Below are 12,112 nucleotides of genomic sequence, written 5' to 3'. Positions count from 1 at the left end.
CAACTGCCGGTCTGCACTCAGGGTGCAATCACCGGCAGTCTTAAAATAAACGTGGTACCTGTCCCCGCATGACTGCATACTTCCAGTTGCCCGCCCAGCGTTTTGGTGACGATATTGTGGACAATATTCAGTCCCAGCCCCGTTCCGCCGCGACCCATCTTCGTCGTGAAAAACGGATCAAAGATGCGCGATAAATGATCTGCGGGTATCCCTACTCCGTCATCGCTGAAACGCAGCTCCACATGCGCAGCATCCCGGCTTTCCGCTTGCAAACGCATCATACCGGTGTCGCGATCTTCAAACGCATGCGTCAGCGCATTCGTCATCAGATTGGTAATGACCTGCTCCAGTGGCCCGGGGAAACTGTCCATCTGCAATCCTGCCGGAATCTGCAATTCCAGCTTGTAAGCCGTCTTACGCAGCATAGGACTCAGCACCGATACCACATCTTCCATCACTTCTTTCAGATCAAATGCACGGCGCTGACCCGTGGTCTGATCCACCGCCACATGCTTGAAGTTAGTAATCAGTTCACTGGCGCGCCGTAATGAACGCAGCAAAATGTCAGAGCCTTCGTGCTCTGCCATCAAAAATTCCTGCAGGCCCGACTTGCGCAACTGATTATTATCAAACTGCCGGCCAACATCCGCGCAACGGTCATGCATGGTACTGGCGACTGTCAGGCTGTTGCCAATCGGTGTATTCAGTTCATGGGCGACGACAGCCACCATATTGCCGAGTGCCGTCATTTTTTCAGAGCGCACCAGTTCATCCTGCGCGATGCGTAACTGATCCATCGCCTCACCAAGCTCAAAATTCGCTTGCTGCAGGGCTGCCGTTCTTTCGGTCACACGCAATTCCAGTTCATTATTCAGGGTTGCCAGCGCATGTTCGGCTTCACGCTGTGGTGTGATATCGCGGGCCACCCCCAGAAAACCAATCACTTGTCCGCCACCGTCACGCATCGCCGTGACCGCCAGAGACACCGTTTTACGCTGCCCATCGCGCCGTATATAGGTCCAGTTTCGGATCTCTGATCCCTGCTCGATCGCAACTACCGTGAACAGACCAATGCCCTCCACACGTGAACCATAGCGCGCTCGTAGCTCTTCCTGTCTTTGCTGCATTTCCTGAGGATCATGGAAAACCGCCGGTGTCAGCGTATGCACCATTTCCTCGGCCTGAAATCCCAGCAGCTTTTCTGCGCCCCGGTTGAACATGGTAATCACACCGTCCAGATCGGTCGCAATAATCGAGACCTCAGATGCTGCGTCCAGTACGTCCTGCAAGTCACGTCTGGCTTTCTCGATTCTGGCCTGAATTTGCAGCCGCTCCGTAATGTCCTTACAAATTGCAACGATATGTGGCTGGCCATCAATATCCAGTAATTTGGCCGACAGCAATACAATAATGATGCGGTTATCACTGGTACGCAGACTGGTCTGATAATCCGCCAGAGAACCTGCGCTCAGCAATTTTGATATCCAGATTTCGCGATGGGCCTGATTTGCCCAGATGCCAAGTTCGACTGTGGTTCGTCCGATGGCAAAGTCGCCCGGATAACCGGTCAGCGAAGAAAATCCGGCATTCACACTGAGTATCTTGCCGTCTTGCAAACGGCTCAGCGATAAGTAATCCGGCACCGCATCGAATACTGCCTGCAAGCGTACAACCAGCTCACGCTGCTGCTGCTCACTGTTACGCATTGCCGCCATTTCATTGTGCAGTTCATCACCCATACGATTCAGCGCACGTGCCACGACACCCAGCTCGTCTTCACTGTGCTCGGGCAGTCGTACATTGAATTGTCCGGCAGAAATCGCCAGTGCCGCGGTCTCCAGCGTTTTTAAATGGCGTGTCAGCCAGGTACCGAGCACAAGTAAACCAAGCAATGACAAAATCACTTCAAGTCCGGCAATCATGATTGATTCAGCCAATAGTGCAGCGCGCGACTGATCGAGAAATGCTGTGCTCATGCCGAAATACAGACTACCGTAGGCCTGCCCCGCAACAACGATATCCACCTGACTGTCCATCCGGTGCTGATTCGTCTGTAACTGTAATCCTGCCCGGTGCTGCGGCGGGATGCCCTCCCAACCATCGGCTGCCACCAGTTGCCCGGTATTGTCGTAGAGCAGGAAATAGGTAATGCCTTCCTGACTGCGACTTTGTCGAAACACTTCTGTGACTGAGGCAAAATCCTGCTGCACCAGTGATGGGCCGAGTGAAGCATTCAACAGCACCGATACTTCACGTAAACGTATCGCCGCCAGTTGCTGTAAATGCGCTTCATTCAGACGCACACTGTTAGTGACAAGAAAACTGAGCATGACGACTTCGATTAACAGGCTGCCCAGTACCAGTTTCCAGCGCAGAGATAACTTCATTGCATCCCCAGAAAATGCAGCGTATCAGAGAGATATACATCCATTGATTTGAGCACTGCCTCATCGGCCGGTACAACACCGCCGTAACGGCTGCGCTGCAGAAATAATTGTCCGCCGGCCTGTTCCGGCAAGCTCAGCATGGCTTGCTGAATCTGCTGACGCTCTGTACCGCTCAGCCTTGGCGAAGCGGCCAAATGCACATTTGGCAAGGCGCTGCTCTGAAAAATACTGCGAAAATCACCGCGTTGCGATTCCGGCATCTGATCCAGTGCAAAATGCGCTGTAATAGCGGCATCGGCTTCACCATGTGACACCGCCAGCAGTGCACTGTTCTGATTTGCACTCATTCTTAACTGCAAATCGGACTCCACAATTTTATGTTTGCGCAGCGTACGGAAAATTTCGAGATTAACCAGAATCGTTCTGTCCGTTACGGCCAGTCTCAATCCGCTTAAATCATTCAGCTTTTGTACCGAAGATTTACCATTGACGTAGACCATACCGAACAGGTCGTGGCTGAATCGTGCCAAAGGTACACTGGCGGTACGCCGCTGAACCAGCCGGGTAAAGTGCGCTGATGACAATTGCAGGTCATATTCGTCTTTCAGACAACGCTGAATATAAGTAGGTACATCGGTGGCGGTGTACAACACCACGGGACGAGCGAGCACGGTTTGCAAATGATCACGCACAGGCGCAAACAAGCTCAGTAATACTGACGGAGATAAATACGGAATAACGCCCACTACCAGCGGTGCGCGCTGACCGGCAAAAGCCAAACCTGAAATAAGTCCTGCGCTGGTAGCTAACCAGCGCCTGCGTGAAAATAGCCTTGTCATGCCTGCGTTCCATGTACCGGTGAAATTTGCACGCATGCCTTGAATAACGCGATTCCACATCACAGCGTGATGCATTTGTGGCCAGTGTCATTGATATGCGTTCTGATAACATAGCATGCAAATGCAACTCCGAAAACCTCAGCACGCAACGCGGTGCGATTTTCTTTTCCGTTGTCGCAAAGTATTCGCGTCCGATCAACAGATTTGCCACTCCGTTACAGGCGGGACTACTGAGATTACGGCTTACGGTGCGATACGCTGACCAGCGGCATCGAATAATAAACAGTGTTCGGCATCGAAGTACACACCGACCGTTTGCCCGGTTTGCCATGACTGACACTGCGCATCACGCACGGCAATGCACTCCTCTTGCCATGGCACTTGCAAATACAACAAAGTGCAGTCGCCCAGTTGTTCTGTCACAGTAACAGTAGCACTGAACATCACCATTTCGTAGTCGGTATCCGCCGTTAAGCGCATGTGTTCCGGCCGTACCGCAACCGTCAGCACATCATTGAGCGACGAGGTAAAAACAACCGGGCTGCGCAACAAAAAATGACCACCGATGCGAAGGACCGGACCATCCGAACTCATCAGTTGTGCGCTGAAACAATTGATCGCCGGCATACCGAGAAAACGTGCCACAAACAGACTGGCCGGCGTGCGGTACAGTTGCGCGGGTGTCCCCAGTTGCTCGATTTTCCCCTGATTCAGCACCACAATGCGCTGTCCCAGCGTCATCGCCTCGACCTGATCATGGGTTACATAAATCATGGTCGCACCAAGCTTCTTATGCAGACGCGCCAGTTCCACACGCATCTGTCCGCGCAGGCTGGCATCGAGATTCGACAATGGCTCATCAAACAGGAACACCGAAGGCTCACGTACTATTGCACGCCCGATCGCGACACGCTGACGCTGTCCGCCAGAGAGCGCTTTTGGCAGACGGTCCAGCAAATGGCTGATTTGCAGCGTTTCTGCTGCTGCATGCACTTTTTCGCGAATCTGCGCAGCGCTGTTACCGGCCATTTTCAGACTGAATGCCATATTGTCAAATACCGACATATGCGGATACAGCGCATAACTCTGAAACACCATCGCCAGCTGACGTTTTGCCGGTGGCAAGTGGTTCGCCAGTCTGCCGTCTATGCGCAATTCACCGGAAGAAATATCGTCCAGCCCGGCAATCATGCGTAACAGCGTGGATTTCCCGCAGCCTGAAGGCCCGAGTAACACCAGCAGCTCACCATTCTCAATGTGCAAATTGATATCATTGAGCACGACGTTACCGTCATACTCTTTGCGTATCTGATGTAATTCCAGCGCTGCCATTCAGTTCTCCGGGCCGGTGTTTTCAATGCGTCTGGCTGGCTGCCGGTAACTGCACCGGTAACACACCGCTCGCGCTGACCTCACCCGCCAGCCATGCTCTGGCAGCATCTACCGCTGGTGGTGCAAAGCCATAGGTCACCAGTGCAGGTGCATCAATATCCAGCATCTGGAACGGGTTCCATAACACCAGATGCAAATCCGGTTTCCATTCGCGACGGACTTTATCGCTGTACCGGATACGGATCGTCGACGCCAGAATCACCGCACGGCCATCCTGCGGCAGTGCAGACCAGTCAAACTGTTCTGCATCGCTGAATGTTGTCATCTCTACGTCGTACAGCGTTTCCAGCATTGCTTTCACTTTGGCGGCGGGAATACCTGCTTCAGAAACGCCGTCACTGACCACATCCGCACTGACAACCAGACGCACACGGCTGCCTGCAACCGGTGCAGTCGGCTGCCCATATGCAGTCAGGCCTTTCTTCCATGCCTGTGACATCAGAATCCGGTCTGCAATTTCTGTCTGATACACCTCATCCTGACAAGGGAAGCGCTCGCACAGGTTTTTCACACGCTGTAATCTGGTCATCAGTTCGGCGCGGCTGATCTTGCCGGACAGTATAAATTCCGTCAGTGCATTCAGGGTTTCCATCTGGGTTTCACGCGTACCCAGCGCCATCACCAGATCGGCACCGGCAGCCAGCGCGCGCACTGCGGCTTGCCCGACGCCGTAGCGACCGGCAATCGCATGCATATCCATCCCGTCGGTAATCACAACGCCCTGGTATCCCCATTCTTCGCGCAGCAAGCCAGTCAGAATACGGTGCGACATGGTGGCCGGATGTTCTGCATCCAGCGCCGGATAAACAATGTGCGCTGTCATGATTGCAGGCGCCTGCTGTCCTACCGCGATTCGGAAAGGCTCCAGTTCCAGTGCGCGTAATGCATCCAACGATTTATCCACGGTTGGCAAGTCGCGATGTGAGTCCACATGCGTGTCACCGTGTCCTGGAAAATGTTTAACGCAGCAGGAAACACCTTCAGCCAGACTACCCTGCATCCATGCCAGTGCCAGCTCCGCCGCTTTGGCTGGCTCAGAGCCAAACGAGCGTTCAGAAATAACCGGGTTATAAACATTATTATTCAGATCCAGTACCGGCGCGAAATTCCAGTTAAAACCGAGCGCACGTACCGAGCGCGCAACCGCCGCACCAACTTGACGGCAGAGTTCCGGATCAGCACTCGCGCCCAGCGACATCGCCGCAGGTGGCTGCGGCACCCATAACGAACGCACCACAGCGCCACCTTCCTGATCCAGTGCGATCAGGCTATCTGCACCCATGGTCTGACGCAAATCGCGGGTGAACTGCTTCAGCTGGTGTTCATCCTGCATATTGCCCCGGAACAGGCAGATTGCGCGGATATGGTTATCACGCATGAATGCGGCATTTTCCGCATCCAGCGCCAGTCCCGGCATACGGATCATGACCAGTTGTCCGGCGATGCGACGTGCTTCCTGCTCGTCGACGATGATGTCTGCCTGCTCATTGTTTGCTGTCATTTCACTGCTCCATCCATACCGCGCATAAAAAAGCGCTGAGTCCATAAAAACGCAACCATGACCGGTGCGACGGTTAATATCGTTCCTGCTGCAATCACGCGCGTACTACTGCCATACGTGCCGCGCAAATACAGCACTCCGGCCGATACCGGAAAATCTTCCGGCTTGGCCATCACCAGCGATGGCCATAAATAATCATTCCAGGTTTCCACTGCGGTAAGAATTCCCACAGTTGCCAGCCAGGGTGCAATCAACGGCAACATGATGCGGAACAGAATCGTGATTTCTCCGGCACCATCGATGCGGGCTGCATCCAGTAAGTCCTGCGGAATTTCATCAAACGCCTGCTTCAGCATCAGTATCGAAATCGCAGTCACCAGATTCGGTAATACGACACCAAACCAGCTGTCCACCAGCCCGAGTTGGGTAATGCTCAGAAAATTCATCAGAAAATTGACTTCGCCGGGCAAAATCATGGTGAACATGATGATCGCGAGCACAGTACGGCGCCCGCGGAAACGCATACGGGATAAAGGATAGGCAGCCATCGCGCACAGCAGCAATTTACCAGCCACAGTCATCAGCGTCAGGCAGACGGAATTCCACAGAAAACCTCCGATCGGAATCACACGAAACACTTCTTCAAAATGCGCCAGTGTCCAGTCCTGCGGCCACCATACGGGTGGAAAACTGAATACATTTCCTGACGCAGAAAATGCAATCACTGCGGTCCACCAGAACGGAAAAATACAAAGCACGGCAATCAGCATCAGCAAGCTGTAACTGAACAAAGTCTGCAAACCGCGCCGCAAGTTCATCGCTTACTCCCCGGGCGCAGCAACCATAATCCGCTGAGTGCAATTGCCATACAAATCAGTGAGACAATAAAGCTGGCAGCCAGCCCGCGCGGAATTCTCAAATGTTTAAGGCCCTGATCATAGGCGTAGTAAAGCGCGGTAAAGGTCGAATTCATCGGCCCGCCCTGCGTCAGCACATCCACTTCCTGATACGCTTTCAGCGCAGCCAGAACAGACATCACGGTACACATGGCGATCACCGGATACAGTGCGGGAACAGTGATATACCGAAAGCGTGCCCAGCGCCCGGCACCATCCAGCTCTGCAGCTTCATACAAATCTGCCGGTACCGCCTGCAGTGCAGCCAGATACATCACCATATACCAGCCAAGCCCGCGCCAGAAACAGACAAACATCACCGCTGCTAACGCAAGATGATCATCCGATAACCAGCCCAGTGGTGTATGAATCAGTTTTAATTGCAGCAAAACATAGTTCAGTGTCCCCTGCTCGTGAAACATAAAGCCCCACAAAATTCCGACTACCGAGACTGTGGTAACCACCGGTAAATAGAACACCGTACGAAACCAGTGTATGCCGCGCAATGGCTGATTCACTAATACAGCAAGCGCCAGCGCAGCGATCTGCGTAAAAGGCACAACCAGCAAAAATAAAAAGGAGTTTCGCAATCCGGTCAGAAACAAAGGATTGTTCAGCAGTGCGCGGTAGTTATCGAGGCCGACAAACTGCGGTGTATGCAATAAGCGGTAATCCGTCAGACTGAACCATGCACCTGCCAGCACCGGCCAGAATGCAAAAGCTGCAAAAATCATCAGTGCAGGGAATAAAAAAAACCACGGTACCAGCGATTGCCAGCGCAGAAGGCGGAACATCAGTGGCCTCCTTTCTGAGCTGCCAGCTTGCGGTTCCAGATTCGTGCAGCCTCTTCCAGCGCAGGTTTTACCGGTTTGCGACCGGTAACCGCTGCCTCAGTTGCCTGTACCAGCACACGACGTAATTCATCGTAATCTTCTATGCCGGAAACATATAAACTGCGCGCATTCTGCATTGAACGTGCGGCTTCGATGACAGCCTGTTGCGCCGGATCATTGCTGTTCGCTGCAGCTCTGATCAGGGTTTGCCTGAGTCCGCTGCGGGTAGTCGGCATCACACCGGCCAGCGCGGCAAAATCAAGCTGGCGCGCACTGCCCGTCAGATAACGTGCAAATTCAGCGATTGCCGGCATCTGCCTGGGCTGATTCCCTTTCGGAACCGCAAAGTGAAACATCCAGCCACCGTCATTGATGCCGGTCGGTCCTGCTGGCATAGGAAAAATTCCGGTTTGCGCATATACGTCCGGCGCATCCGTCTGCACCCGCCGGATGGCTGAAGGTGCGCTGACCATCATCGCGAGCCTGCCGCCAAGATAGGCATCGATCACGGCAGGAAAATTATCTTCTGCAAATAACTTATCTTTCAGCAGGCCGCCCGCGGTATAGACCGTTTTCAGTTGTTCGACCAGCCGCACATGGGCATCGGAATCAAACGCAGCGCGGTTCGCTTTTATCACGGGCAATCCCTGCTGCAAAAAGAAACCGTCGATTTTTCCGAGCGCGGGCGCATATGCGGGCTTGCCTGTGCGGGCAGCAATCTGCATCGCCATCTGAAATACCTGATTCAGATCTGCGGGAGCACGACTCACACCGGCTTTTTGCAATAAGGCTTTGTTGTAAGCAATAACGTTGACATTGCTGTAGTGAGGAAAGCCGTACAGATGTCCGTTAAAACGCAAATCGTCCAGCGCACCGTCAGTGTAGTCAGCCTGCTGTCCGGCTGGCGCAAGCCACTGATCAACCGGCTCCAGCATACCGTCACGCGCCAGTGCTTCCGCCCATGGCACAGATAAATTGACAAGTGCCGGCGGCTTACCGGCAGCAATCGCAGTCACCAGTTTTAACTGCAGAATATCCCAAGGATAATCTGTCCAGATGACCTGCGTATCCGGATGCAGACTTTCGTAATCGCGTATTAACTGCTGAAAATAGGGAATGAATTTTGGCTTCAGGCTCATCGTCCAGAATTCAATCCGGACTGGCTTTTGCTGACTGGCCTTTGCCTGCGTGAACGTTAACACGCTCAGAAAAAACAGCAACAATACAGTCAACGAGCGGAGAAGGCGGGCAACGGAAAAAGAAACTGTCGCACCGGAACCGTACCGGTAAACAGTTTCCTTCCCGCCGCAGATGCGACGAAACACACCCGATGCCATTTTGCAGAAAACGGTTTTCATCTTGAAGTCTGATCAGCGAGTGTGTTTCAGTTTTCTGACGTCAGTTGGTTTTTGTCACTTTGCTTAAGTGACGCGGCTGATCCGGATTCAGACCACGTGCCACCGACAGTTTGGCTGCCATCACATAGAAAGACTGAATAGCGGTCAGCGGGTCCAGATCCGGTACGGAGGCTGTGGCAATGGTCAGGTCGCGCTCAGCAATATCTGCCGGTGCTGCCAGCAATACGCGTGCACCGCGACCGCGCATTTCTTCCGCCAGTTTAATCAAGCCCTGCTGCGCCGGACCACGTGTCGCGTACACCAGCAGTGGGTAGCCTTCGTGAATCAGTGCCATCGGGCCATGCTTGATTTCCGCACCACTGAATGCTTCCGCCTGAATGGTGGATGTTTCTTTAAATTTCAGTGCCGATTCCAGCGCGGTGGTAAATCCTGTACCACGCCCGACCACCATAATGCGTTCAGCCGGTGCAAATACATCGATCGCTTTATCCCAGTCCTGCTGCGTTGCCACCTGCAGGTCTTCCGGCAAGCGCTGCAATGCCTCCAGCAAAGCAGCATCGTTTTGCCAGTGCGCGACCAGTCGTGCCGCAGCTGACAACGATGTGATATAGCTTTTGGTCGCTGCAACACTCAGTTCCGGTCCTGCATGCAAAGGCATGGTCCATTGCGCTGCGTCTGCCAGCGGCGAAGTCGCGTCATTAACCAGTGCTACGGTCGTTGCGCCGTTTGCGCTGAAATAGCGCAAAGGTTCCACCACATCCGGGCTTTGTCCGGATTGAGAAATCGCCACTGCCAGCGTGTTCTGTACCTGCAGCGGCGCCTGATTCAGCGTCACCAGCGACATCGGCAGCGACGCTGTCAGACAGCCGGTTCTGGCCATCATCAGATAAGCCAGATACGCTGCTGCGTGATCTGAACTGCCACGAGCAACCGTGACCGCAGAGCGCGGCGGATTCGCACGTAATAACGCGCCCAGTTCTGCGAATCGTTCCTGATCCTGCGTCAGCTGAAACGCGACACGTTCCGATGCAGCACAGGCTTCCTTAAGCATTTGCGAGGTCAATCTTCTCTCCTTCTACATACACAGCAATCAGGTTAAGTGCTTCATCCAGCACCACCAGGTCGGCAAACGCATCCGCCTGCAGGCGGCCACGTTCTGATAAACCGAGATAATCCGCGGCGTAAGTAGAAACCCGGCGCGACGCTTCTTCGAGACTGAGACCAATGCTGACCAGATTACGCAGTGCCTGATCCATCGTCAGGGTACTGCCAGCCAGCGTGCCATCTTCAAGGCGCACACCACCGAGACATTTGTGTACGATCTGGCGACCCAGCATATACTGCCCGTCCGGCATTCCGGACGCAGAGGTCGAATCAGTAACACAATACAAATGCGGAATAGACCGCAACGCTGCTTTGATCGCACCAGGATGTACATGGAGCAGATCCGGAATAATTTCTGAATATTCAGCATGGGCCAGCGCAGCACCGACCATGCCGGGAGCGCGATGATCAAAACGTGACATCGCGTTAAATAAATGGGTGAATCCTTTGGCGCCGCGTCCTAATGCCTGAACGCCTTCATCGTAAGTGCCGAGCGTATGACCAATCTGCACACGCATACCGGCATCGACCAACTGACTGATCAGATCCATATGCCCCGGCATTTCCGGTGCAATCGTAATCAGACGTATCGGTGCCAGTGCATGCAAAGCCATTACCTGTGTAATGTCGCCCTGCCCTGCAAAATCCGGCTGTGCACCGAGCTTACCGGGATTGATATATGGTCCTTCCAGATGCACACCAAGTACACGCGCAGTACCGGCAGGACGCTGCCGGATCACATCAGCCATTGCAGTCAGTGCGGCTTCGATGTCACCCAGTGGTGCTGTCATCGTGGTGGCAAGCATACTGGTGGTGCCATGCATCGCATGACGGCGTGCAATCACGCTGACAGCGTCACCGGCTTCCATGGTGTCCTTACCACCGGCACCGTGCACATGCAGATCAATAAATCCCGGCAGAATATAGGTCTTACCGGATGTCACAGCAGCACCGGCGCTGATATCGGCGATCCGGTCACTGAATGTCAATTCTCCGTCAACCCAGCCTTGTGGCGTCAGGATACTGCCCTGCAGGTGCTGCATCTTACTCATCTGAACAACTCCGCCACAAAGTCATAGTAATCGCTGCGGCAGTATGAATGCGACAGCTCAATTGCGGTACCGTTCGGCAGATAACCGACACGGGTAATAAACAACATGGCAGCGCCCTGCTTAATATCTGCCAGACGCGCCTGTTCTGCAGTTGCATTGACAGCGCGGATATGCTGCAGCGCGCGGGTCGGGGCAACATGATGCGCTTCCAGATAGCCGTACAGGCTGTCCGTCACCAGTTTAGGATTCGGCATGTACATCGCCGGGATCGTTGTACTTTCAATCGCCATCACCACATTGTCTGCGGTACGCAAGCGCTTCAGACGCGACACCACGGTATTCGGCGATAAGCCCAGAGATAAAATTTCTTCCGGTGAAGCGATACCTGTCTCACGCGAAATCCAGCGTGAACCGGGCACGAAGCCGCGCTGACGCAATTCTTCACTGAAGTTTGTTAACCGGGATAATGGCTGTTCCAGTTTCGGCGTGATATAGGTGCCGGAACCGTGACGACGTGTCAGCAAACCGCGTTCGCACAGCATGTCAATCGCTTTACGTGCCGTAACGCGCGAAATATTCAGCGACTCAGACAACATGCGTTCAGAAGGCAAAGCCTCATCAGGCTGCCAGAGGCCGCTGTGAATGGCATTCGCCAGTTTATTCGCCAGCTGCAGGTACAGCGGCGTGGAGCTCTCGCTGTCCGGTCTGAAATCGTTTAATTGTTCCAGCATCTGTTCCTCCCAAAACCTG

Annotated in this window: 10 protein-coding genes; all 10 read right to left on the bottom strand. The window is 53.8% G+C overall.

Features of this window, described 5'->3' with window-relative positions; translation table 11 throughout:
- Positions 1 to 17: 17 nt before the first annotated feature.
- The 10 genes from IE092_RS11545 to IE092_RS11500 all read right to left on the bottom strand — a co-directional run bounded on the left by IE092_RS11545 (position 18) and on the right by IE092_RS11500 (position 12,093).
- On the bottom strand, positions 18 to 2,387 hold the full coding sequence (locus tag IE092_RS11545; RefSeq protein ID WP_189357331.1) for a PAS domain S-box protein: 2,370 nt from the start codon (positions 2,385 to 2,387) through the stop codon (positions 18 to 20).
- Entirely contained in the window at positions 2,384 to 3,226 is an 843-nt protein-coding gene (locus IE092_RS11540) for a phosphate/phosphite/phosphonate ABC transporter substrate-binding protein (RefSeq protein WP_189357330.1), read from the bottom strand. Before IE092_RS11540 ends, IE092_RS11545 begins: the two co-directional genes overlap by 4 nt.
- A gap of 243 nt (positions 3,227 to 3,469) precedes the next feature.
- On the bottom strand, positions 3,470 to 4,558 hold the full coding sequence (locus IE092_RS11535; RefSeq protein WP_189357329.1) for an ABC transporter ATP-binding protein: 1,089 nt from the start codon (positions 4,556 to 4,558) through the stop codon (positions 3,470 to 3,472).
- A gap of 22 nt (positions 4,559 to 4,580) precedes the next feature.
- Entirely contained in the window at positions 4,581 to 6,119 is a 1,539-nt protein-coding gene (nagZ, locus tag IE092_RS11530) for a beta-N-acetylhexosaminidase (protein WP_229793151.1), read from the bottom strand.
- Entirely contained in the window at positions 6,116 to 6,937 is an 822-nt protein-coding gene (locus IE092_RS11525) for a carbohydrate ABC transporter permease (RefSeq protein WP_189357328.1), read from the bottom strand. The genes nagZ and IE092_RS11525 overlap by 4 nt, the downstream gene beginning before the upstream one ends.
- Positions 6,934 to 7,809, bottom strand: coding sequence for a carbohydrate ABC transporter permease (locus IE092_RS11520; protein WP_189357327.1), 876 nt, complete (start codon positions 7,807 to 7,809; stop codon positions 6,934 to 6,936). The genes IE092_RS11525 and IE092_RS11520 overlap by 4 nt, the downstream gene beginning before the upstream one ends.
- On the bottom strand, positions 7,809 to 9,050 hold the full coding sequence (locus IE092_RS11515; protein WP_229793150.1) for an ABC transporter substrate-binding protein: 1,242 nt from the start codon (positions 9,048 to 9,050) through the stop codon (positions 7,809 to 7,811). The genes IE092_RS11520 and IE092_RS11515 overlap by 1 nt, the downstream gene beginning before the upstream one ends.
- Before the next feature lie 196 nt (positions 9,051 to 9,246).
- A complete protein-coding gene (locus IE092_RS11510; protein ID WP_229793149.1) occupies positions 9,247 to 10,269 on the bottom strand; it encodes an SIS domain-containing protein in 1,023 nt (340 codons plus the stop codon).
- A complete protein-coding gene (nagA, locus tag IE092_RS11505) occupies positions 10,250 to 11,362 on the bottom strand; it encodes an N-acetylglucosamine-6-phosphate deacetylase (RefSeq protein WP_189357326.1) in 1,113 nt (370 codons plus the stop codon). The genes IE092_RS11510 and nagA overlap by 20 nt, the downstream gene beginning before the upstream one ends.
- Positions 11,359 to 12,093 carry a GntR family transcriptional regulator gene (locus IE092_RS11500; RefSeq protein WP_189357325.1) on the bottom strand — a complete coding sequence of 245 codons (735 nt, stop codon included), beginning with the start codon at positions 12,091 to 12,093 and terminating at the stop codon, positions 11,359 to 11,361. The genes nagA and IE092_RS11500 overlap by 4 nt, the downstream gene beginning before the upstream one ends.
- Positions 12,094 to 12,112: the final 19 nt, after the last annotated feature.

Origin of the sequence: Cognatundibacterium squillarum, from assembly GCF_014652435.1 — a bacterium.
GTDB lineage: Bacteria > Pseudomonadota > Gammaproteobacteria > Burkholderiales > Burkholderiaceae_D > Undibacterium > Undibacterium squillarum.
Note: the sequence above shows the minus strand (reverse complement) of the source record. Positions and strands in the feature narration are given on the sequence as shown.

Coding starts and splice junctions, on each gene's coding strand:
- IE092_RS11545 (WP_189357331.1), bottom strand. CDS start 2,387: ATGAAGTTATCTCTGCGCTGGAAACTGGTACTGGGCAGCCTGTTAATC.
- IE092_RS11540 (WP_189357330.1), bottom strand. CDS start 3,226: ATGACAAGGCTATTTTCACGCAGGCGCTGGTTAGCTACCAGCGCAGGA.
- IE092_RS11535 (WP_189357329.1), bottom strand. CDS start 4,558: ATGGCAGCGCTGGAATTACATCAGATACGCAAAGAGTATGACGGTAAC.
- nagZ (WP_229793151.1), bottom strand. CDS start 6,119: ATGACAGCAAACAATGAGCAGGCAGACATCATCGTCGACGAGCAGGAA.
- IE092_RS11525 (WP_189357328.1), bottom strand. CDS start 6,937: ATGAACTTGCGGCGCGGTTTGCAGACTTTGTTCAGTTACAGCTTGCTG.
- IE092_RS11520 (WP_189357327.1), bottom strand. CDS start 7,809: ATGTTCCGCCTTCTGCGCTGGCAATCGCTGGTACCGTGGTTTTTTTTA.
- nagA (WP_189357326.1), bottom strand. CDS start 11,362: ATGAGTAAGATGCAGCACCTGCAGGGCAGTATCCTGACGCCACAAGGC.
- IE092_RS11500 (WP_189357325.1), bottom strand. CDS start 12,093: ATGCTGGAACAATTAAACGATTTCAGACCGGACAGCGAGAGCTCCACG.